Origin of the sequence: Dietzia sp. IN118 (assembly GCF_032905965.1) — a bacterium.
GTDB lineage: Bacteria > Actinomycetota > Actinomycetes > Mycobacteriales > Mycobacteriaceae > Dietzia > Dietzia kunjamensis.
In genome coordinates this window covers 1,520,206-1,541,535 of the sequence record NZ_JAUMSR010000001.1, presented here as the reverse complement: position 1 = coordinate 1,541,535, position 21,330 = coordinate 1,520,206, and the positions used below count along the sequence as shown (strand labels likewise).

The window sequence follows — 21,330 nt, the reverse complement described above, 5'->3', positions numbered from 1 at the left end:
CCGGGAGCCGGACGGGAGGCTGCGGCGGCCGCGCCGGGGGTCGCCCCCGGGGCCGGACGCTGGGAACCGGGCTTGGCGCCCGGAGTCGGACCGGCTTCCGGCTTGGGAGCCGGCGTGGGGGCCGCGGGCTTGGCGCCCGGAGTCGGACCGGCTTCCGGCTTGGGAGCCGGCGCGGGGGCCGCGGGCTTGGCGCCCGGGGTGGGGCCGGCCGCGGGCTTGGGAGCCGCCGAGCGCGGATCCGCGCCCGGACGGGGGCCCGGTGCCGGCTTCGAGGGTGCACCCGGCTTGGGCGCAGCGCCTCCTGCGGATTTAGACGGGGCGGGGGCGGAGTCGCCGCCTGCCGGTGCATGTGCCTCACGCAGGCGCCGGACGACCGGGGCCTCCAACGTCGAGGACGCGGACTTGACGAACTCTCCCTGATCGCGGAGTTTCGTCAGAAGTTCTTTACTGGTGATACCGAACTCTTTTGCCAGCTCGTGTACCCGGGGCTTGCCTGCCACTGCTCTCCTCACTGCGAGGTCTCCACGGCAGGGCTGGCCGCGCGACCTCGGTCTACATTCGATGGACGTTCATCGCTGGAGCTTCACGGTGTGCTCATCGTGTCTGGTCCGTTCCTTCTCTTGTGCTCCCCCTGCCGAACCGAGCGGTCGGCGGGTGATGTCGTGCCCGAGGCGTAGTGCCTCGAGTACCTCCGTGAGCGCGTCCTGGGACACGTTCCCGGCGATCCGCAGGGCCCTGGTGAAGGCCTTGCGGTCGAGCGCTGTCGTGATGCACTGCGGTTCGCGATGCACCCAGGCTCCTCGTCCGACCGCCCGTCGGCGCGGATCGGGCGAGAGAGCGGCCGTCTCCGGATCGTGAACGATCCGGAGGAGTCGGGAATCGGTGTCCCGACCCCGGCAACCGACGCAGGTCCTGACCGGACCCGCGGCCTCGGCGGTACCGAACCGCTGGTCCTTGCGTCCCTGCATCCGGCCACCTCGGTCTCTCGCCGCCCGGCCCGAGTGGACGGGTGGACGTGAAGTCACTGTGACAACTGATCAGTCTACAGACAATGCCGTGTCGACACTAACGGCGCGCCCGACCGCGTGGCGCCGGGCGGCGCAGCGGGTCACTCCGCGTCGCTGTGGATGTCGATCCGCCACTGGGTCAGGCGGTGTGCCAGACGTGCGTTCTGGCCTTCCTTGCCGATCGCCAGGGACAGCTGGTAGTCGGGGACGACGACGCGGGCCGCCCTGGTGGTGGCATCGGCGACGGTGACGGAGATCACCTTCGCCGGGGACAGGGCGTTGCCGACGAACACCGTCGGGTCGTCGTCGTAGTCGACGATGTCGATCTTCTCGTCGTTGAGCTCCGCCATGACCGCGCGCACACGGGCCCCGTTCGGTCCGATGCAGGCGCCCTTCGCGTTGAGTCCCGAGATGGTGGATTCCACCGCGATCTTCGTCCGGTGGCCCGCCTCACGCGCGATCGCCGCGATCCGCACCGAGCCGTCGTCGATCTCCGGGACCTCGAGCGCGAACAGTCCCCGGACCAGGTCCGGGTGGGTGCGGGAGAGCGAGACGGAGGCGCCGTGGGGCCCCTTGTGCACCCCGACGACGTGGCACTTGATGCGCTCCCCGTGCGTGTAGGTCTCACCCGGTACCTGCTCGGCCGGGGCGATGGTCCCCTCGGTGCCCCCGTTCTCGGGTCCGATGTGGACGACCACGATCCCACGGGCGTTGGCGCGGGAGTCGGACTGGATGACCCCACTGACCACCTCGCCCTCGCGCGCGACGAGATCACCGTAGATGCGGTCGGTCTCGGCTTCGCGCAGACGCTGCAGGATGATCTGCCGTGCCGTGGCCGCGGCCACCCGCCCGAAGTCGGAGGGGGTGGCGTCGAACTCCCCGATGCGGTTGCCGTCCTCGTCCACCTCGGCGGCCATGACGGCGACCGTGCCGGCCTTGCGGTCCAGCGCGATCCGGGCCACCCTATGCGAGCCCTCGGTCCGCTTGTAGGCGGTGAGCAACGCGTTTTCGAGAGTGTGCACGAGGTCGTCCAGCGGGATCTCGCGCTCTCGGGACAGCATGTTCAGCGCTGCCATGTCGATGTTCAACTGTTTTCTCCTTCTCGCACGCCGTGCCCGGGGTTCTCCGGCTCGGACAACAGGTCCAGCTCCTCCTGTGGCGCTGGCCGGAACTCGACCCGGATCACGGCGCGGGCCACCCGATCCAACGCTACCGAGTCCACTCTGGTCCCCCGGCCCGCCCTGGACACGATGCGGACGGTCCCCGAGTCCTCGTCGAGGTCTCCGACCCGCCCCCGGGTCGGCCCGTCGGCGCCGTCGACGTAGAGCAGGTCGACCTGGCGTCCGCGGGCACGGGCCCAGTGACGGGGGTGCTCCAGCGGCGCGTCGACGCCCCTGCTGGTGACCTCCAGCGTGACCGGCTGGCCCGATCCCCCCCACTGCTCGGCGAGGGGGTCGAGATCGACGGAGAGTTCGGCGAGATCGTCGAGGGAGACGCCGGAGTCCCCGTCCACGACGACCGTCACGTGCCACGTGGACGAACGGGTGTCCTCCCGGAGGTCCTCGAGGTCGAGGCTGCGGTCCGAGACCGCCTTGCGTATATGGGCCCGGTCGGGCTCGGGGACGATCACTGTGCTCCTGGAGTGCGGGCTGGCGGATTCCGTTCCGGGACGCGGACGGGCCGCATCACTGTACCGCCTCGCCGCCCCCTTCTCCGACCCCTGGCAGGATGTCGGAGTGCCCCATTCCGCCCCCGTCGCCCTCTCGCGCCGTCAGTTCGCCGTCGCGGCCGCCGGAGTCGCCGGGCTCGCAGTCGCCGGCGGCTGTGCCCTGCCCACGGTCACCGACCGTCCCGATCCCCTGCTCGGCCTGCTCGAGGCCGCCGAGCGCGACGCACGGGAACTCGCGGCCGCGGACGCCTCCCACGGCGATCGGGTGGGTGCCCTGCGTCGGCTCGCCGACACCCGGAGAGTTCACGCGGAACGGCTCGCCGGGCTCGTGGACCGCCCGCAGGACGACGAGCAGCAGCCGACCCCAGTGCCGACACCGGCGCCGGTCTGCCCGCCCGCCGAGGAGGTGCGCTCGCGACTCCGCGCCGACGCGGCCGACGCCGCCGGTGCGGCCGCGGCGACCGAGGGGGCCCGCGCGGAGATCGCCGGCGCGGTCTCGGCGGCGTGCACGGCGGCGGTCGAGGTGGAACTCGCGTGAGCGCTCAGGTCGGATTGGCCGCCGAGGACGCGGCGGTCTACGGGTACGGTCTCGTCCTGTCCCGGGCGGACGGCTCCATCCGAGCCGCGGTCAGGCGTGAGCTCGCTGCTCATCGAGCCCGTCGGGACGCGGCTGAGGTGTTGTGGCCGGCATCGCCCCCCGCGCCGGTCGGATACGTCCCCGATCCGGACGCCCCCGGCGCTCCCGTCCTTCTGGCGATCCGGATCGAATCGGACTGTTGCGAGGCCTGGCGCGTCGAACTCGGCCTCGCCCGGACGCCGGAGACCCGCCGTTTCTGCGTCGACGCCCTCACCGCGGCGGCGGTGCAACTCGCACGCTGGAGAACCCTGGTCCCGGGAGCGCCGTTCGAGGCGCTACCCGGGTTCCCGCCGCCGGCCTGAGGCTCAGGGGCGTCCGGCGCCGATCAACCGGACGATCTCCTCCGCGGCACCGTCCACCGGGACCTGGGTGACCTCGCCGGTGGCGCGCTCGCGCAGCTCGACGGTGCCCTCGGACCAGCCGCGACCCACCACGACCACCCACGGCACACCGATCAGCTCGGCGTCCTTGAACTTCACTCCGGGCGAGGCCTTCCGGTCGTCGAAGAGGACCTCGAGTCGGGCGCGGTCGAACGCCTCCACCAGCGTCGCGGCTCCCGAGATCGCGGCATCGTCCTTGTTGGCGATCACCACGTGGACGTCCGCGGGCGCGGCCTCAGCGGGCCAGACCAGGCCCTGGTCGTCGGCGAACTGCTCCGCGAGTACCGCCACGAGACGCGAGACCCCGATGCCGTAGGACCCCATGGTCACCCTCGCGGGCTTGCCGTTCTCGCCCAGGACGTCGAACCCGAAGGCGTCGGTGTACTTCCGGCCCAGCTGGAAGATGTGGCCGATCTCGATCCCGCGCGCCAGGGTCAGGGTGCCGTGCCCGTCCGGTGCCGGGTCGCCCTCCCTCACCTCGGCGACCTCGATGGTGCCGTCCGGGGTGAAGTCACGGCCGCACACCAGGTCCACCACGTGCTTGCCGGGCTCGTCGGCTCCGGTGATCCACGCCGTGCCGTCGACGACCCGGGGGTCGACGAGGTAGCGGACCTCGTTCTCCTGCAGCGCGCGCGGGCCGATGTACCCCTTCACGAGGAATGGGTTGGTCTTGAAATCCGCCTCGTCGAGGATCTCGACCTCCGCCGGCTCGAGCGCGGCCTCGACCCGCTTCATGTCGACCTCGCGGTCGCCCGGTAGGCCCACCGCCAACAGCTCCCAGTCCTGACCGGGCCGACGCACCTTGAACATGACGTTCTTGAGAGTGTCCGCGGCGGTGACCTCCCGGCCGAGGTTTGCGGAGTTCGCCCAGGCGACGAGCGTGTCGATGGTCGGCGCGTCCGGGGTCTCGTGCACGACCGCCCGCGGCGAACCCTCGATCGGGAGGGCGGGCGGCGCGGGGGTGACAACGGCCTCGACGTTGGCCGCGTACTGCCCGTCGGTGGATCGGACGAACGTGTCCTCGCCGGCGGCGGAGACGGCGAGGAACTCCTCGGATGCGGAACCACCCATCGCGCCGGAGGTGGCGGCACAGATGACGTACTCGATCCCGAGACGGTCGAAGATGCGTCGGTACGCCTCTCGGTGCGCCTGGTAGGAGCGTTCGAGTCCGGCGTCGTCGACGTCGAACGAGTACGAGTCCTTCATGACGAACTCGCGACCGCGCAGGATCCCGGCACGGGGTCGTTCCTCGTCGCGGTACTTGGTCTGGATCTGGTACAGCGTGACGGGCAGGTCCTTGTACGAGGAGTATTCGCCCTGCACGGTGAGCGTGAAGAGTTCCTCGTGGGTGGGGCCGAGCATCATGTCGTTGCCCTTGCGGTCCTTCAGCCGGAACAACGCCGGGCCGTACTCGGTCCACCGTCCGGTGGTCTCGTACGGTTCCCGCGGGAGGAGTGCGGGCAGGGTGATCTCCTGCGCGCCGAAGGCGTTCATCTCCTCGCGCACCACCTGCTCGACCCTGCGGAGGGTGCGCAGACCCAGCGGCAGCCAGGAGTACACGCCGGGAGCGACGCGGCGGACGTACCCGGCGCGGACCAGCAGTTTGTGGCTGAGGACCTCGGCATCGGCCGGGTCATCGCGGAGCGTGCGCAGGAAAAGGTGGGACAGACGCGTGATCACGATGCACCAGCCTAGCCGCCCCTGCTCGCGGACCCGCCGCCCGCCGTCGGGGCTGCCGGTGGCCTCGGTACCCTAAGCCGGGTGCGAATCCTCCTGTCCCCTTCCGAGACCAAATCCGTCGGCGGGTCCGGGGAGCCGCTCGACCTGGCCGCGCTCTCGCTCCCCGAGCTCGAAGGAACCCGCCGCGCCGTCGCCGACTCCCTCGTCTCGCTGTGCTCGGGGGAGGCGGCGGCAGCTCGCGACGCGCTCGGGCTGAGTGAGAAGCTCGGCGACGAGGTGACACTGAACGCCGACCTGTGGACCTCCCCCACCGCGTCGGCGCTGAGCCGCTATACCGGCGTCCTCTTCGACGCCCTGGACCCCGCCTCGTTCACCGCGGCCACCCGGTCACGAGCGGAGTCGCGGCTGTGGATCGGCTCGGCCCTGTTCGGCCTGCTCGGTGCTACCGACCCCATTCCGCACTACCGCCTCTCCGCCGGGACGCAGTTGCCCGGACTGGGCACCCTGCGTTCGACCTGGAAGCCGGCCCTCACCGCCGCCACCGCCGGGTGGGGCGACGACCTCGTGGTGGACCTGCGCTCCGGCGGCTACCACCAGCTGGGGCCGGTCCCGGGGGCGATCACCGTCGACGTCGTCACCGACTACCCCGACGGCACGCGCAAGGTGGTCTCGCACTTCTCCAAGCATCACAAGGGTCTCCTCGCCCGTACGCTCGCCACGTCCCGGGCCGAGATGGGTGAAGTCGCCTCCCTCCTCCGGGTGGCCCGTCGGGCCGGGCACACCCTCGAGCGCACCTCGGAAACCGTTCTCACCATGGTCACGGAGCCGTGAGTTCGAGTCCCGATCCCGACGCCGACGCCGACGCCGACGCCGACTCCGTCCCCGCCACGCCGCGGGTCCTTCCCTCGCACGGTTCCCGCGCGGCGTGGCGGCTGCAGGAGGAACCTGGGCTCGCCTCGTTGCCCCGTCTGTGCCTGTCGCCGGTCCAGTACTACGAGGCGCACCTCTTCGGATCGCCCTCCGCTTTCCCGCCCGGACATCGGCGCCACGACCAGGGCGTGGCCGCCGACCTCGACCTCCCCGGCGACCTGCGGGACGACATCGAGGCGTGGATCGACGAATGGAAAGAGAACTTCGTCCATCTCGGCGACCGCCCCGTCGACCAACCAGTGTGGCGCGAGGGCTTCGACGAGTTGGCCTGGCTCGACCGCGGCCACGAGCTCGCCGACCGGCTTGAGGTGAGCCTGACCGGAACGGCGGTGTTCTGCACCGCGGAGCGGTATGTCGTGTGTGAGCTGGCCGCCGATCAACTGGACTACGTCCACCCTCTGCGGGGCGACTACGTGCGCACCGAGGGCTGGCGGGCGCCGGGCAACGGACCCGACCCCGACCGCACGCCGACGATCCGGCTCATGCCCGAGTACGGCGTGACGTGGGGACTGTGGGCGGGACGGCTCCCCTACTACCAGCCTCCCCGCCTCCGGGACGGGTTCATGGATTTCGCCACGCCTCGCAGCCTCGGACTGACCCCTGACCTGGAGAGCCGGATCCTGCGATGGAATGACGACTGGCGGCGCGGATTCGTGGACTACGGGGGCAGCGCCGACGACAGCAGCGCCGACGACAGCGGCGCCGCCCTCGGCCTTCTCGGCTACGGCTACGGCGTGCCCGTCTGGACCGACGGCGTCGATCCGGTCGACTGGTACCGCGAGGGACTGGCGATCGCGCGCCGCCTGGCGGAGGAACTCCCCGGCGTGGAAGTCGAGTTGGTGGCGATCCGCAACGTCTGTTCGGCGCGGCTGGTCATGCAGGACCACACCTCGCACCTACGCGGTCAGGATCCGGCCACCTACTCGGACGTCTTCCTGTCCGAGCGGCGCCGCGTCGGTTCCTGACGGGCACGCACCACGCCCGGCGTCGGGATGCGTCAGCGGTGCCGCAGGTCCGTGGACAGCGCCTGCGGAAGCCCGGCCACGTCTCCGACCACAACGATGGCCGGGGGCCTGACCTCGTGGGTCGCCAGGGTGTCGGTGAGGGTGCCGAGGGTGCAGCGATGGGTCGACTGACCGTCGAGACTGCCGTCGACGATCACCGCGGCCGGGGTGTCCGACGAGCGGCCCCCCGCCATGAGCGACTCGGCGATCGCCGGGGAGTTCTTGACCCCCATCAGCACCACCAGCGTCCCGCGCATACGAGCGAGGGCGTCCCAGTCGATGAGGGAGCCCGGGTGTCCGGGCGGGAGGTGCCCGGACACGACCGTCAGTTCGTGTGTCATCCCGCGGTTGGTCACGGGAATCCCCGCGAGGGCCGGGACCGCGAGGGCGCTGGAGACGCCCGGCACGACCGTGCAGGGCACTCCCGCCTCCGCGCACGCCTGCGCCTCCTCGTAGCCACGCCCGTAGAGGAACGGGTCCCCGCCCTTGAGGCGGACCACGAACTTGCCGGCTCGTGCCCGGTCCACCAGCACCTCGTTGATCGCGTCCTGCGCCATGGCCCGCCCGTAGGGGATCTTGGCCGCATCGACGATCTCGACGTCCGCCCGCAGCTCGGCCAGTGGGCGCTGGGGGGCGAGACGGTCGGCCACGACCACGTCGGCGCGGGCGAGCAGTCGACGTCCACGCACCGTCATGAGGTCGTCGGCCCCCGGCCCGCCTCCGACCAACGCGACCGTGCCGCGGAGCGCCTCGTCGACCTCGGGTGCCTCCGCCCCCGCGTCGCTGAGGGCCCGCGCGACCACGTCCCGGGCCCCGGCGGTACGCGCGCGGTCGCCGGTGAGAACTGCGACGAGCATCTCGCCCCTGCGGACCACCGCCGGGGTCACCGCGGAACCCGACGTCACGGCGTCAGCCCGGACGCAGAAGGTGCGGTTCTGCTCGGCCTCGGCCGCGACCCGGGCGTTGACCAGAGAGTTCCTCGTCGCGGCGACCACGTACCACGCACCCTCGAGATCGCCTGATTCGTACTCTCGTGGCTCCCACCAGATGCGCCCGGCGTCTACGAGGCCCTGGAGCGTGGGCGTGACGTCGGGGCTCACGAGGTGCACGACCGCACCCGCCTCGAGCAGCACGGGGATGCGTCGTTGCGCCACGGACCCTCCGCCGATCACCACGACACGACGGCCTTCGAGGTCCAGACCGACGGGGTACGGGTTCACAGGCCGGATCATGCTGCTGATCCTATCCGCCCCCGGCTCCACCCCAGGCCCCGGCCTGCGGCCCGTGACACGACTCACCCCCGGCCACCACGTCGGGCGACCGGGGGATGAGGAATGGTGCGTGGGGGCGGATCAGCGCCGTTCCGTCAGGCCTTCTGGTCGAGCTTCAGGGTGCGGGTCGAGCGCTCGAACTGCTCGGTGAACAGGGTCGGCTCCTCGGCGAGGTCCCGGCCGAGCGAGGGGATCATCTCCTCGAGGGCCGGGGTCCAGTCCGCGAACCGGCTCGGGAAGCAGCGCTTGAGCACGTCGACCATGGCGTCCACCGCGGTGGAGGCGCCCGGGGAGGCTCCGAGCAGACCCGCGATGGACCCGTCCGCCGCGTTGACCACGGCGGTGCCGAACTCGAGGGTTCCGCCCCGGCCGCTGGGCTTGATCACCTGGACACGCTGGCCGGCGATGACCTTCTCCCACTCCCCGTCCTGCGCCGAGGGCACGAAGTCGCGCAGTGCGTCGACCCGGGCACCGTGGTTCTTCGCGAGTTCGGTGATGAGGTACTTGACCAGGCTCATCTCGGTGAGGCCGATATTGGCCATGGGCAGCAGGTTCCCGGCCCGGATGCTCGACGGCAGGTCGAGGAAACTGCCCATCTTGAGGAACTTGGGGGTCCACCCGGCGAACGGCCCGAACAGCAGACCCTTCTTGCCGTCGATGACGCGGGTGTCCAGGTGCGGCACCGACATGGGCGGCGCGCCCACGGAGGCCTGGCTGTAGACCTTCGCCTGGTGCTGCTCGATGAGCTCGGGGTTGGTGCATCGCAGCCACTGGCCGCCCACGGGGAAGCCGCCGATGCCCTTGATCTCGGGGATGCCGGACTTCTGGAGCAGGTGCAGCGCACCGCCACCCGCGCCGACGAACACGAACTTGGCGTCGACGGTGCGTTCGTCACCGGTGTGCCGGTTGGCCACGGTCAGCCGCCAGCTGCCGTCACTGTTGCGCTCGAGGTCCTTGACCTGGTTCTGGTAGTGCACCTCGGTGCCCGTGCGGGTGAGGTACTTGATGAGCTGCCGGGTGAGCGCACCGAAGTTGACGTCGGTGCCGTTCGAGAAGTGGCTCAGGGCGAAGGGCTGCTCGGGCGAGCGACCGCGGGCCATGAGCGGAACGAGCCGCTCCAGCTCGGAGAAGTCGGTGGTGTGACCCATTCCCGGGAAGAGTGGGTGCCCGGCGAGCTTGTCGTAACGCTTCCGGAGGTAGTCCTGACCGTCCTTGCCCGCCACGAAGCTCATGTGCGGGACGGGGCGGATCCACTCGGTGGGGTCGCCGAGGATGGTGTTCTCGACCGCATAGGACCAGAACTGCCGGGAGACCTGGAACTTCTCGTTGACGCTGACGGCCTTGGTGATGTCGACGTCGCCGTCGGCGGTCTTGGGCGAGTAGTTGAGCTCGCAGAGGGCGGAATGCCCGGTGCCGGCGTTGTTCCAGGCGTCGGAGGATTCCAGTGCGGGCCCCTCGAGCCGTTCGAACACCTGGATGTCCCAGTCCGGTTGGAGCCGCCGCAGCAGGGCACCCAGAGTCGCGCTCATGGTGCCCGCGCCGATGAGCGCCACATCCGTCGTTCCGTGCTTTGCCACCTGGTCTGAAGTCACCGGCTACCCTCGCTCATTGGTCGTGGACCCGAATCTCTCGTCGACGCGGGTCGTCCCGACAGGCCCGCGCCCACAGGGTTGTCAGACTACTCACCGCGCCGGGCGTGGGACACACCGGACTAGGGTGGTCGTCGTGTCGACGCCCTCTCCAGATCCCGGCGCCCCCGACGGATCCGACCCGCAGTGGGCCCCGGATCTGCTGGGGCCGTCGTACACACGGCGCGACCTGCCTCTCGGTGCCGATCCCGACGGTGAGGGTGAGATCTCCGCGACCCTCGTCCGCCACGAGGACGCACCGACCGAGCCCACCGGCGTCGTCCTGGTCGTCCACGGCCTGTCGGACTACTTCTTCCACACCCATCTCGCCGAGTTCCTCGCGTCGAGCGGGTTCGCGACCTACGGGATCGACCTGCGCAAATGTGGCCGGTCCCGGAGGGAAGGTCTGACACCGCACTTCACCACTGACCTGGAGAGGTACGACGACGAGCTGGATCAGGCTCTCGACGTGATCGTCTCCGAGCACCCGGGAACGCCGGTCCTCGTGGCCGCCCACTCGACCGGGGGGCTGGTGGTGCCGTTGTGGCTGGGCAGGCGTCGCGACAGGGGCGCTCTCGCCCCCGTCGTGGGGGTGGTGCTGAACTCCCCGTGGTTCCAGCTCGACGTCCCGGAGCGCGCCCGCCCCGTGCTGGACCCCGTCATCCGCACGCTCGGATCCCTCCGGCCCTTCTACCGACTGCCGCTACCCACCTCGGACCGGTATGTGATCAGCACGCACGTCGACCACGACGGTGACTTCCACTTCGACACCACGCTCAAGCCCCCCGGCGGGGTGGGTGTGCGGGCGGGGTGGCTGGCCGCGGTCCGGCGCGCCCAGAAGCGGCTACAGTCCGGGGTCGACCTACCGCTCCCGGTTCTGTTGCTCCGCTCGACGGCGTCGTCGGTCGGGGCCCGCCCACGGGGCGCCGTGCTCGACGTGGACACCGATCTGATCCTGGACGTCCGGTCGATGGAGCGCTTCGCCGACCGTGTCTCCCGTGACGTCACCGACGTCCCCGTACCGGGTGCCCGGCACGACGTCTTCCTCTCCCGCGCCGACGTCCTCGAGGTGGTCTTCGACCATCTCGGGCGCTGGCTGGACCAGACCCTGTCCTCACACACCAAGGAGTCCTGAACCCCATGACCCAGACCCCCTCCCGCCACTTCGACCTGGTCGTCATCGGCACGGGCAGCGGCAACTCGCTGATCGACGAATCGTTCGCCGACAAGTCCGTGGTGATCTGCGAGAAGGGGACGTTCGGCGGCACCTGCCTCAACGTCGGCTGCATCCCCACCAAGATGTTCGTCTACGCCGCCGACACGGCCACCTCGATCCGGCACTCGTCCGCCTACGGTGTCGATTCGACGCTGGACGGGGTCCGTTGGCCGGACATCGTCTCGCGGGTCTTCGACCGGCGGATCGACCCGATCGCGTCGAGCGGGGAGGACTACCGGCGCAACCGTTGCGACAACGTCACGGTGTTCGACGGACACGCGACCTTCGTCGGCCCCCGCACCATCGACACGGGGACCGGCGAGATCATCACCGCGGACTCCGTCGTGATCGCTGCGGGGGCACGGCCGTCGATCCCCGAGATCGTCACCGGGGCCGGCATCGCGTACCACACCAGCGACGACGTCATGCGGATCCCCGAGTTGCCGAAATCCATGGTCATCCAGGGCTCAGGATTCATCGCCTGCGAGTTCGCGCACGTGTTCTCCGCGCTGGGCGTCGAGGTCACCGTGATCGGCCGGTCGGACGTACTGCTCAAGCACCTCGACCGCGAACTCGCCGAGCGGTTCACGGACGCCGCCCGGGGACGGTGGGACGTCCGCCTCGGCCAGCACGTCACCTCGATGACCGCGACCGGTGACGACTGCCGGGGCGTGGAGATCACGTTCGAGGACGGGTCGACCTGTGCAGGCGACGCGCTGCTGGTCGCCACGGGTCGGACCCCGAACGGGGACCTGCTCGGTTTGGACGCGGCGGGGGTGGAGATGGACGGCGAGCGGGTCCGCGTGGACGAGTTCGGCCGCACCACGGCGGAGGGCGTCTGGGCGCTGGGCGACGTGAGCTCGCCGTTCCAGCTCAAGCACGTGGCCAACCACGAGCAGCGGGTGTTGGGCCACAACCTCAACCACCCGGAGAACCTGCAGCCGTTCCACCACAGTCACGTGCCGTACGCGGTGTTCAGCTGGCCACAGATCGCGTCGGTCGGGCTGACGGAAGCAGAGGCCCGCGCGGCCGGGTACGACGTGACCGTGAAGACCCAGGACTACGGCGACGTGGCGTACGGATGGGCGATGGAGGACTCGGTCGGGTGCTGCAAGCTCATCGCCGACCGCGCCACCGGGTTGCTCCTGGGCGCCCACCTCATGGGCGCCCACGCCCCGTCTCTCGTGCAGATCCTCATCCAGGCCATGGAGTTCGAGATCACGGTGCCGGACCTCGCGCGCAAGCAGTACTGGATCCACCCGGCGATGGCCGAGGTCGTCGAGAACGCATTGCTGGGTCTGGACTTCCCGGACCGCGGCTTCTAGCTACCGGACGATGCCGGAAGGCAGACGACCGGGGGCGACGTCGGTGGGCCGACGATCGGGGGCGGGGCCGCGAGGCGCGTGACACCCGCTCCCCGCCGGCCTCAGGCGAGGACGAAGTCGTCCGGATCGACGGTGCGGACCTGCTCGCGGTACCGGAAGGTGAACGTCGGCCACTGCAGGGAATTACGTCCCCGCGAGTCGATGTACCAGCTCGAGCAGCCCCCCTGGTTCCACACCGTGTGCGCCAGTTCGCGGTCCATCCGGGCGGCGTAGGACTCCTCCACCTCCGGACGGACCTCGATGGTGCGTCGGGCCTCCCGCCCGGCGAGGTCGAGCAACCGCAGAACGTGATCAGCCTGGGACTCGAGCATGTACACGATCGACGAGTGCCCCAGGTTGGTGTTGGGGCCGTACAGCAGGAACAGGTTGGGGAACCCCGCCACGGTGATGCCGTTGTGCGCTCGCGGACTGCCATCCCAGTGCTCGGCGAGGGTGCGCCCGTCCGCGCCGGTGATCACGCGGGAGATGGGCGGCTCGGTCGGCTGGAAGCCCGTACCGAAGATGATGACGTCCGCCGGATGCTCCGTGCCGTCGTCGGCCACGAGCCCGCGCGGGGTGACAGCCGACGCCGCGCCGGACACCAGGGTCACATCGGACCGGCTGAGGGCGGGGAGCCACTGACTGGTGAGCAACACCCGTTTGCACCCGATCGAGAAGTCGGGGGTGAGCGCACGGCGCATCCCGCGGTCCCGCACCTTGAGGAAGAGGTAGAACCGTGCGAACCACTCGAAGAACCGCAAGAGGAACTGGGCTCGCGTGAACACCACGACGTAGAGCTCACGCCCCAGGTAGATACGACCCCGGACCAGCCGCTGTACCAACGGGAAGCGTCGGTAGAGCCGCTGACGGCGTCCGGAGATCGATCGGTCCAGCCTGGGCAGGATCCAGCCCGGGGTCCGCTGGAAGACCGTGACGTGCTCGGCGGGCCCGGCGATCTCGGGGACGAACTGGACCGCGGAGGCCCCCGTCCCGACGACGGCGACCCTCCGGCCCTCGAGCGCGATGTCGTGGCGCCACCTCGCGGAGTGGAACACCTGGCCCTCGAACGACTCCAGACCGGGTAGCCGGGGGATCGAGGGGGCGGACAGCGCCCCCGAGGCCACCACGAGATCGCGCGCCCGGATCCGCCCGCGGCTCGTGTCGACGACCCAGTGCGCCGACTCGGTGTCCCACACCGCCGCGGTCACCTCGCAGGAGGTGACGAGTCGGTCACGGAGACCGATGCGGTCCGTCACGGACTCGAGATAGGCCCGGATCTCTGGTTGCCTCCCGAACGAGTGGGACCACCCGGGGTGGGCGTGTCGGGACAGCGAGTAGAGAGCGGTGGGGACGTCGCAGGCGCACCCCGGGTAGGTGTTGTCGCGCCAGGTGCCCCCCACCGAGTCCGCGGCCTCCACGACGAGGAAGTCCCGGCCACGCCCCTCCCCCAACAGACGGTCGGCCATGGCGATGCCGCCGAAGCCGGCGCCCACCACCACCAGGTCGATCTGCTCCACGGGTCCGCGAGGGGTATCGATCATGGTGGACAGTATGCTCCGGATTGTCCACGACCGAGGGGCGCATCAGGACCATCGTCCACACACTCTTCCCGGCCGGCCGGGGGGGGCGCACGGGACGCCGGACGCGCTCAGGAGCCGGACGGCAGGGTGAGGATCTCGTACCCGTCCTCGGTGACGACGACGGTGTGCTCGAACTGGGCGGTCCACGCCTTGTCGGCCGTGGTCACGGTCCAGTCGTCTTCCCAGACGTCGAACCCCGGCCCGCCGAGGGAGATCATCGGTTCGACGGTCAACGTCATACCCGGCTCGAGGACCTCGGTCCGGGACGGCTCGTCGTAGTGGAGCACGACCAGACCGTTGTGGAAGGTCGGGCCGACACCGTGGCCGGTGAACTCCCGCACGACCGTGTAGTCGAAGCGTCGGGCATAGGATTCGATGACCCGCCCGATGACGTTGACCTCGCGCCCGGGTCGGATGGCCCTGATCCCCCGGTTCATCGCCTCTTCGGTGCGCTCGACCAGGAGCCTGACCTCCTCGCTGACATCCCCGGCCAGGAACGTCGCGTTGGTGTCACCGTGGACGCCGTGGATGAACGCCGTGACGTCGACGTTGACGATGTCCCCGTCACGGATCACCGTGGTGTCGGGGATACCGTGGCAGATCACCTCGTTGAGCGAGACGCAGCTCGACTTGGGGAACGACTTGTACCCCAGGGTCGACGGGTACGCCCCGTTGTCGCACAGGAACTCGTGTACGACCCGGTCGATCTCGTCGGTCGTCACGCCGGGCGCGACCGCCTCGCCGGCGAGCACGAGAGCGTCCGCGGCCAGCCTCGAGGCCACGCGCATCGCGTCGATGACCTCAGCCGGCTGAATCCACGCCTCCCCGTTGGCCTCGTCGACGCTGTCGCGCCAGACGTACTCCGGCCGCGGGATCGATTCGGGAACGGTCCGGATCGGGGTGGGTTCACCGGGGACGAGAGGCTGACGGGTAGAGGTGGTCATGCCCCCAGGATAGGCCCGCCCGGCGCGACCGGTCGCCCCGGTCCGGTCACCAGATGACGAAGCACACCGAGGCGATGAGCACCATCGCCCCGAACAGGCACATCGTGATCACGTCCGCGGACGACTCGCCGAGCTCTCCCTTCGCGGGCGGGCCGGCATCGTCGGGCGTCACCGGGGCCGTCTCGTCAGCCGCGGTGTCCACACCGGGGTCGGAGTCCTGGCGCGGATCCATCAGATCACCCCCAGACGGTGGAACTCGGAGACCATCGCCACGGCGAGGATCGCGAACACGACCGCCATGAAGCCGGTGTACATCCAGCGCTTGGCGTGGTCGGACGCCCAGAACCGGCGGACGCTGACCACGCCGTTCACCACGGCGACCACACACAACGCGATACCGACGGGCGCCGCGACCCAGCCGGACAGGCTGAGCAGCGGCACGAGAATCGGGATCGCGAGGTAGGTGATGAGGCACCGCACGGCCGAGACCATCACCGAGATCCGGAATGCCCGGTGGGCGCCGGAGCCGGCCTTGCGGTCGACGGCCCGGACGCCGAGCAGACGCCGCATGGCCCGGTCGGCCGGCCGCAGCGAACGGAAGCCCGGGTCGACAGCCGCGTCCCGTACCGGGCCCGTCGTGGTCACCGGCGCCACCGCCGTCGGCCCCGTCGCGGCCGCGGGCGCCCGGGTGACCGGTGCTGTCATCGGGGTACTCACACGGCCCTCCCCCGGAGGGCGCCACCCACGGCGCGCACTGCCGCACTGTCTGTCATCGGATTACACCTTCCGGGGTCCGTGGTCTGACTACGCTCCACTTTCCCACAGGCGTGGCCGATCCCGTAGCCGCCGGCCGGGGGGTACCCCGCTCTGGGTCGGTGCGGGCGAGATGACTCACAGCAGGACCGTCGCGTACTCGACGGAGTCGACCATGCCCACCCGCCGATAAGCGGCGCGGGCTGCGCCGTTCGACCCGTTCACCACCAGGGAAGGTCGGAGCCCCCGTGAGCAAAGGGCGGCGCACACCGCGGCGGTACCGCCGGACCCCAGCCCGGCGTCCCGCCGGTCTCGGTGTACCCATACGCCCTGGATCTGGGCGACCTCCGGGGAGATCGCGGCGACATCGGCCTTGAAGACCACCTCGCCGTCGTCGATCCCCACCCAGGTCCTCCCCCGCGCGAGGGACCGCGCCACGCGGCGACGAAACGGGATCCCGGAGCCCACGGCGAACGGGTCGGCGCGCAGTTCCTCGCGGTACATCGCCGCGGCGGCGGCGAGCACCGGTTCGAACTCCTCCACGGTCGCGGGCCGGATGCCGGCCAGGACGAGCGCTGGATCGAGCGGGCCCTCGAGCGCCATGAGGAACTGGTGAGCCCGGTACTCCCGGGCCTCGCCCCAGCGTTCTCGCAGGGCCGGCCACATGCCGGCGACCAGGTCGCGCCGACCGTGCACCGACATAGGCCCGAGTCCCAGTCGGGCCACCGCGTCACCGAGAGCGCGCTGATCCGCGGCGTCGCCCCGGAGCGGCAACACCGAACTGCCGACGAACGCGAGAGACCGCTCAGGCCCGCCCAAAGTGAGGAACCGTCCGTCGGTGCCGGCGGCGACACCCGACGTGGCGAACTTCTCCGCCGCCGGCGCGGAGACCAACGGGTCGGCGGCGAGCACGTCGCCAAGCGCCCGCGACTCTCCCCGACCGACCGCCCGGCACCCGCCGAGCCCGGCCTCCGGGGCAGCCGTGTCGGTCACGGTCTATCGCGTGACCTTGACCTGGGGCCCCTGGCCCTCGGCGGCGTCTCCCACGGGCTCGCCCATCTCCTCGGCGATCCGCATGGCCTCCTCGATGAGGGTCTCCACGATCATCGCCTCCGGCACGGTCTTGATGACCTCGCCCTTGACGAAGATCTGGCCCTTGCCGTTTCCGGACGCGACACCCAGATCGGCCTCGCGGGCCTCGCCGGGCCCGTTGACGACACAGCCCATGACGGCCACCCGCAAGGGGACGCTCATCCCCTCCAGTCCGGCCGTGACCTCGTCGGCGAGCTTGTACACGTCCACCTGGGCGCGCCCACACGACGGGCACGAGACGATCTCGAGCTTGCGCGGACGCAGGTTGAGCGACTGCAGGATCTGCGTGCCGACCTTGATCTCCTCCACCGGCGGGGCGGAGAGGGAGACCCGGATGGTGTCGCCGATCCCCTCGGAGAGCAGAGCACCGAACGCCACGGCCGACTTGATCGTGCCCTGGAACGCGGGCCCGGCCTCGGTCACGCCGAGGTGTAACGGGTAATCGGTCTGCGCGGCGAGCCGGCGGTAGGCCTCGACCATGATCACCGGGTCGTTGTGCTTGACCGAGATCTTGATGTCGCCGAAGCCGTGTTCCTCGAACAACGAGGCCTCCCACATCGCCGACTCGACGAGCGCTTCCGGGGTCGCCTTGCCGTACTTGGCCAACAGGCGCGGGTCCAGCGACCCGGCGTTGACACCGATGCGGATGGGGATGCCCGCGTCACCGGCGGCCTTGGCGACCTCCTTGACGCGTCCGTCGAACTCCTTGATGTTGCCCGGGTTGACGCGCACCGCGGCACACCCGGCATCGATCGCCGCGAAGATGTACTTGGGTTGGAAGTGAATGTCCGCGATCACGGGGATCGGGGACTTCCGCGCGATGGTCTCCAGCGCGTCGGCGTCCTCCTGCCGGGGACACGCCACGCGGACGATGTCACACCCGGACGCCGTGAGCTCGGCGATCTGCTGGAGGGTGGAGTTGACGTCGTGGGTCTTGGTGGTGGTCATGGACTGGACCGAGACCGGATGATCACTGCCCACGCCCACCTGGCCCACGAACAGCTGCCGGGTCGTGCGCCGGGGCGCGAGGACCGGCGGCGGGCCGTCGGGCATGCCCAGTCCCACTGGGATCGAGGAGGAGTCGTTCACTTCAGGCCTTCCGTAGGGGCTGCCAGCCGGGTGCGGGCAGGTCCCGCGTCCCATTATCCGGGTAACCGGGCGCGGGTGCGAGGTGGGTGTGCGCCCGGCTCAGCCGGGCAGCAGGATCGGGTTGACGAAGTCGGCGGTGATCACGATCGCGGAGACGCCGATGAGGAGTACGAACACCCCCGTCGTCAGTGGCGCCAGCTTCTCGTAGTCCGCCGGGCCGCCCGGCGCGAGGCCGCGCAACCGGCGGACGGCGTCCCGGATCTTCTCGTAGAACACCACAGCGATGTGGCCGCCGTCGAACGGGGTCAGGGGCACGAGGTTGAACGCCCCCAGGAACAGGTTGAGGCCGGCCAGGAACAGCAGGAACAGGCTCCACAGGCCCTGCTCGACCGCCTGCCCGCCGATGTAGCTGGCCCCCACCACGGACACCGGGGAGTCGTCCGCCCGCTCGCCCCCGAAGATCGACGCGGCCACCGCCGGGATCTTGGCCGGGAACGAGATCAGCCCATCGACGGTCGCCTCGACCATCTCCCCGGTGAAGACGAAGGTCGCGGGCACCGCGCTGAGGGCGTCGTAGGTGTTGACGGTCTGATAGGCCGGATCATCGAGGATCTCCCGGGGGATCCCGTCCTCCGAGAGTCGGACCCCGAGCGCACCCCGCTGCTCGCCGTCCACGCCCGTTGACGTCAACGTCGTCGTCGTCGTGATCGTCTCACCGCCGCGTTCCACCGCCACCGGCACGGTCTCACCGGGCCGCGCCGAGACCACGGTGGACAGGTCGTCCCAACTGACCACCGGCACCCCGTCGACCGACGTGATCCGGTCGCCCGGCAGGATCCCCGCCTCGCCGGCCGGGCCCACTCCGACCCCGCACCGGTCCGCCCCCGCGCAGGTGTCCCCCACGACGGCCGCGACGCGGTCGGTGGGGATCGGCTGGACGTCCCGGTTCACCAGGCCCCAGCCGAGGGCGACCGTGTAGAACAACGCGATCGCCAGGACGACGTTCATGAAGGGCCCGGCCAACAACACCGCGACGCGCTTCCACCACGCCTGGCGCCACATCGCCCTCGGCTCATCCTCCGGGGACAGCTGGTCGTACGCGGTCATCCCCGCGATGTCACAGAACCCGCCGAGCGGGATCGCCTTGAGCCCGTACTCGATCCCACCACGCCGGACGGACCACAGAGTGGGGCCGAACCCGACGAAGAACCGACGGACCCGCATCCCCGACCACAGCGCGACCCGCATGTGGCCGTACTCGTGCAGCACGATGGACACCATGATCCCCAGGGCGAACAGCACGATCCCGAACACCAACACGGCTCAGCCCTCCAGGCTCGTGACGAGGGCTGCGGCGTGCCGCCGCGCCCAGGACTCCGCCGCCGCGACGTCATCCGGATCCCGGGGATCGGATGACCACTGATCGGCTGCGCCCACGGTCTCCGCCACGACGTCGACGATGCTGGTGAACCCGATCCGGCCGTCCAGGAACGCCGGGGCGGCCTCCTCGTTGGCCGCGTTGAACACCGCGGTCCGCAGGCCCCCCGCCTCGCCCGCCGCCCGCGCCACCGAGATCGCCGGGAACGTCTCGGAGTCCACCGGCTCGAACGTCCAGGTGTGTGCCTGCGAGAAGTCCAACGGGGTCGACGCCCCGGGGATCCGCGACGGCCACCCCAGAGCCAACGCGATCGGCAGCTTCATCGACGGCGGCGAGGCCTTGGCCACGGTCGCGCCGTCGACGAACGTCACCGCCGAGTGCACCACCGACTGGGGGTGGACGGTCACATCGATCCGATCGTATGGAACCCCGAACAGCAGGTGTGCCTCGATGAGCTCCAGGGACTTGTTCACCAGGGTCGCGGAGTTCAGGGTGATCATCCTGCCCATCGCCCACGTGGGGTGCTGCAGCGCCTGCTCCGCGGTGACACCTTCCAGTTCGGCGCGGGTACGGCCCCGGAAGGGCCCGCCGGAGGCGGTCAACACCAGTGACGCCACCTCGTCCGCCGTCCCCGCCCGCAGACACTGCGCCATCGCTGAGTGCTCGGAGTCGACGGGGATGAGCTGGCCCGGGGCCGCGGCGCCGGTGACGAGGGCGCCCCCGGCCACGAGTGACTCCTTGTTCGCCAGCGCCAGCCGCGCACCCGTGCGCAATGCGGCCAGGGTGGGCCCTAGGCCGATGGACCCGTCGATTCCGTTGAGCACCACGTCGGCCTCCACCGCCCCCACGAGCTCGGTGGCGGCCCCGGGACCGTCGAGAACCGTCGCCTCCGGGAACGCCGACCGGATCCGCTCGGCCGCGGCCGGGGCGGACACCGCGACGAACCGGACGCCGGTCCGGCGGATCTGCTCCGCCAGCAGATCGATCCGGCCACCGCCGGCCGCCAGACCGACGACCTCGAAACGGCCGGGTCCGGCCTCCGAGGTCACCTCGAGGGCCTGGGTACCGATCGAGCCGGTACTGCCGAGGACGAGAACGCGCGTGGTCACCCCGCCATTGTCCACGCCGGAGCCACCTGATGCCGCATCAGCGGCCCCAGGTGTGGCGGGGACCGGCGGGTTACCCGTCGACCGCCGGACGGCGTGTGACAAACTGGGCACGATGTCGGCGGCCCGCAGGGCTGCCAGCGAGCCGTGAGGAGAACCGGGGAGCATGAGCGCGGACGGGCACCACACCAGCAAGGAGATCGTCGTCGACGGGATCAGCACCCTCGACGAGCCCTCGGTCGAGTGGGGCTGGCACCAGCACAGCAGGAAGGTCGGCCTCGTCACGGGCGGCTTCTTCGTCCTGTTCCTGTTGGCCATGCTGTTCGGCAACCACATCGGACGGGTGGAGGACATCTGGCTGGTGGCGGTCGCCGTGTTCCTCGCGATCTGGATGTTCCTGTCGCTGCGACCCAAGAAGGACGACACTCTCAAGCGGAACCGTGTCTTCGAGGTCTCCTCGGACCACTACGCGGTGGTCGGCGCCGCCGCCTCGGGTCACGTAGGGGCCGAGGCCGCCCGGAACCCGCAGGGCCGGGCGCCGGCCAGGCACTGACCCCAGTCGACCCGAGAAGGGCCGCCACCACTCGATGGAGTGGTGGCGG

General features: G+C 70.6%; 21 protein-coding genes and 1 pseudogene. 7 read left to right on the top strand and 15 right to left on the bottom strand.

What is annotated here, in order from left to right; genetic code table 11:
- The 4 genes and pseudogenes from Q2K20_RS07505 to rimP form a co-directional block, all read right to left on the bottom strand.
- Positions 1 to 500 (bottom strand): annotated as a pseudogene (locus Q2K20_RS07505) (translation initiation factor IF-2 N-terminal domain-containing protein); the annotation flags it as partial.
- A gap of 69 nt (positions 501 to 569) precedes the next feature.
- Positions 570 to 968 (bottom strand): YlxR family protein, encoded by a 399-nt coding sequence (locus Q2K20_RS07500; RefSeq protein WP_082923981.1) that lies wholly within the window; start codon positions 966 to 968, stop codon positions 570 to 572.
- Positions 969 to 1,108: 140 nt separating this feature from the next.
- Positions 1,109 to 2,095 (bottom strand): transcription termination factor NusA, encoded by a 987-nt coding sequence (gene nusA, locus Q2K20_RS07495; RefSeq protein ID WP_069389518.1) that lies wholly within the window; start codon positions 2,093 to 2,095, stop codon positions 1,109 to 1,111.
- The gene (gene rimP, locus Q2K20_RS07490) at positions 2,092 to 2,637 is read right to left on the bottom strand and encodes a ribosome maturation factor RimP (protein WP_067717678.1); all 546 of its coding nucleotides are present in this window, start codon (positions 2,635 to 2,637) and stop codon (positions 2,092 to 2,094) included. Before rimP ends, nusA begins: the two co-directional genes overlap by 4 nt.
- 106 nt (positions 2,638 to 2,743) lie before the next feature.
- Here rimP and Q2K20_RS07485 point away from each other — a divergent pair, with 106 nt between their 5' ends.
- The gene (locus Q2K20_RS07485) at positions 2,744 to 3,214 is read left to right on the top strand and encodes a hypothetical protein (protein WP_143337679.1); all 471 of its coding nucleotides are present in this window, start codon (positions 2,744 to 2,746) and stop codon (positions 3,212 to 3,214) included.
- Positions 3,211 to 3,615, top strand: coding sequence for a DUF4439 domain-containing protein (locus tag Q2K20_RS07480; protein ID WP_269501316.1), 405 nt, complete (start codon positions 3,211 to 3,213; stop codon positions 3,613 to 3,615). The genes Q2K20_RS07485 and Q2K20_RS07480 overlap by 4 nt, the downstream gene beginning before the upstream one ends.
- Positions 3,616 to 3,618: 3 nt before the next feature.
- Here Q2K20_RS07480 and Q2K20_RS07475 read toward each other — a convergent pair whose 3' ends face one another.
- Positions 3,619 to 5,373, bottom strand: a complete 1,755-nt coding sequence (locus Q2K20_RS07475; RefSeq protein ID WP_269501314.1) for a proline--tRNA ligase — start codon at positions 5,371 to 5,373, stop codon at positions 3,619 to 3,621.
- An 81-nt stretch (positions 5,374 to 5,454) separates the two neighbouring features.
- Here Q2K20_RS07475 and Q2K20_RS07470 point away from each other — a divergent pair, with 81 nt between their 5' ends.
- Both Q2K20_RS07470 and Q2K20_RS07465 read left to right on the top strand, forming a co-directional pair.
- On the top strand, positions 5,455 to 6,204 hold the full coding sequence (locus Q2K20_RS07470) for a YaaA family protein (protein WP_269501312.1): 750 nt from the start codon (positions 5,455 to 5,457) through the stop codon (positions 6,202 to 6,204).
- Positions 6,201 to 7,268, top strand: coding sequence for a hypothetical protein (locus tag Q2K20_RS07465; protein WP_269501310.1), 1,068 nt, complete (start codon positions 6,201 to 6,203; stop codon positions 7,266 to 7,268). Before Q2K20_RS07470 ends, Q2K20_RS07465 begins: the two co-directional genes overlap by 4 nt.
- Before the next feature lie 32 nt (positions 7,269 to 7,300).
- Here Q2K20_RS07465 and cobA read toward each other — a convergent pair whose 3' ends face one another.
- Both cobA and mqo read right to left on the bottom strand, forming a co-directional pair.
- Positions 7,301 to 8,539 (bottom strand): uroporphyrinogen-III C-methyltransferase, encoded by a 1,239-nt coding sequence (gene cobA / locus Q2K20_RS07460; RefSeq protein WP_256819504.1) that lies wholly within the window; start codon positions 8,537 to 8,539, stop codon positions 7,301 to 7,303.
- A 134-nt stretch (positions 8,540 to 8,673) separates the two neighbouring features.
- Entirely contained in the window at positions 8,674 to 10,170 is a 1,497-nt protein-coding gene (gene mqo / locus Q2K20_RS07455) for a malate dehydrogenase (quinone) (protein ID WP_082923978.1), read from the bottom strand.
- 133 nt (positions 10,171 to 10,303) lie between these two features.
- Here mqo and Q2K20_RS07450 point away from each other — a divergent pair, with 133 nt between their 5' ends.
- Both Q2K20_RS07450 and mtr read left to right on the top strand, forming a co-directional pair.
- The gene (locus tag Q2K20_RS07450; RefSeq protein ID WP_240341302.1) at positions 10,304 to 11,341 is read left to right on the top strand and encodes an alpha/beta hydrolase; all 1,038 of its coding nucleotides are present in this window, start codon (positions 10,304 to 10,306) and stop codon (positions 11,339 to 11,341) included.
- 5 nt (positions 11,342 to 11,346) lie between these two features.
- Positions 11,347 to 12,747 (top strand): mycothione reductase, encoded by a 1,401-nt coding sequence (gene mtr / locus Q2K20_RS07445; RefSeq protein ID WP_119192734.1) that lies wholly within the window; start codon positions 11,347 to 11,349, stop codon positions 12,745 to 12,747.
- Between the two features lie 101 nt (positions 12,748 to 12,848).
- Here mtr and Q2K20_RS07440 read toward each other — a convergent pair whose 3' ends face one another.
- The 8 genes from Q2K20_RS07440 to dxr form a co-directional block, all read right to left on the bottom strand.
- A complete protein-coding gene (locus Q2K20_RS07440; RefSeq protein ID WP_119192735.1) occupies positions 12,849 to 14,327 on the bottom strand; it encodes a flavin-containing monooxygenase in 1,479 nt (492 codons plus the stop codon).
- Between the two features lie 107 nt (positions 14,328 to 14,434).
- A complete protein-coding gene (map, locus tag Q2K20_RS07435) occupies positions 14,435 to 15,310 on the bottom strand; it encodes a type I methionyl aminopeptidase (RefSeq protein ID WP_269501297.1) in 876 nt (291 codons plus the stop codon).
- Between the two features lie 46 nt (positions 15,311 to 15,356).
- A complete protein-coding gene (locus Q2K20_RS07430) occupies positions 15,357 to 15,542 on the bottom strand; it encodes a hypothetical protein (protein ID WP_096905330.1) in 186 nt (61 codons plus the stop codon).
- Positions 15,542 to 16,015, bottom strand: coding sequence for a hypothetical protein (locus Q2K20_RS07425; protein WP_269501294.1), 474 nt, complete (start codon positions 16,013 to 16,015; stop codon positions 15,542 to 15,544). The genes Q2K20_RS07430 and Q2K20_RS07425 overlap by 1 nt, the downstream gene beginning before the upstream one ends.
- A 186-nt stretch (positions 16,016 to 16,201) precedes the next feature.
- Entirely contained in the window at positions 16,202 to 17,056 is an 855-nt protein-coding gene (locus Q2K20_RS07420) for a GNAT family N-acetyltransferase (RefSeq protein ID WP_096905329.1), read from the bottom strand.
- 3 nt (positions 17,057 to 17,059) lie between these two features.
- Positions 17,060 to 18,208, bottom strand: a complete 1,149-nt coding sequence (ispG, locus tag Q2K20_RS07415) for a flavodoxin-dependent (E)-4-hydroxy-3-methylbut-2-enyl-diphosphate synthase (protein ID WP_082923994.1) — start codon at positions 18,206 to 18,208, stop codon at positions 17,060 to 17,062.
- A 135-nt stretch (positions 18,209 to 18,343) separates the two neighbouring features.
- Entirely contained in the window at positions 18,344 to 19,564 is a 1,221-nt protein-coding gene (locus Q2K20_RS07410) for a M50 family metallopeptidase (RefSeq protein WP_269501292.1), read from the bottom strand.
- Positions 19,565 to 19,567: 3 nt separating this feature from the next.
- Positions 19,568 to 20,731, bottom strand: coding sequence for a 1-deoxy-D-xylulose-5-phosphate reductoisomerase (gene dxr, locus Q2K20_RS07405; RefSeq protein ID WP_235027856.1), 1,164 nt, complete (start codon positions 20,729 to 20,731; stop codon positions 19,568 to 19,570).
- 163 nt (positions 20,732 to 20,894) lie between these two features.
- Between dxr and Q2K20_RS07400 the strand changes: the two genes are divergently transcribed.
- A complete protein-coding gene (locus tag Q2K20_RS07400; RefSeq protein WP_096905327.1) occupies positions 20,895 to 21,281 on the top strand; it encodes a DUF2631 domain-containing protein in 387 nt (128 codons plus the stop codon).
- Positions 21,282 to 21,330: the final 49 nt, after the last annotated feature.

Coding starts and splice junctions, on each gene's coding strand:
- Q2K20_RS07400 (WP_096905327.1), top strand. CDS start 20,895: ATGAGCGCGGACGGGCACCACACCAGCAAGGAGATCGTCGTCGACGGG.
- Q2K20_RS07425 (WP_269501294.1), bottom strand. CDS start 16,015: ATGACAGCACCGGTCACCCGGGCGCCCGCGGCCGCGACGGGGCCGACG.
- cobA (WP_256819504.1), bottom strand. CDS start 8,539: ATGATCCGGCCTGTGAACCCGTACCCCGTCGGTCTGGACCTCGAAGGC.
- ispG (WP_082923994.1), bottom strand. CDS start 18,208: ATGCCCGACGGCCCGCCGCCGGTCCTCGCGCCCCGGCGCACGACCCGG.
- Q2K20_RS07430 (WP_096905330.1), bottom strand. CDS start 15,542: ATGGATCCGCGCCAGGACTCCGACCCCGGTGTGGACACCGCGGCTGAC.
- mtr (WP_119192734.1), top strand. CDS start 11,347: ATGACCCAGACCCCCTCCCGCCACTTCGACCTGGTCGTCATCGGCACG.
- map (WP_269501297.1), bottom strand. CDS start 15,310: ATGACCACCTCTACCCGTCAGCCTCTCGTCCCCGGTGAACCCACCCCG.
- Q2K20_RS07440 (WP_119192735.1), bottom strand. CDS start 14,327: ATGATCGATACCCCTCGCGGACCCGTGGAGCAGATCGACCTGGTGGTG.
- Q2K20_RS07500 (WP_082923981.1), bottom strand. CDS start 968: ATGCAGGGACGCAAGGACCAGCGGTTCGGTACCGCCGAGGCCGCGGGT.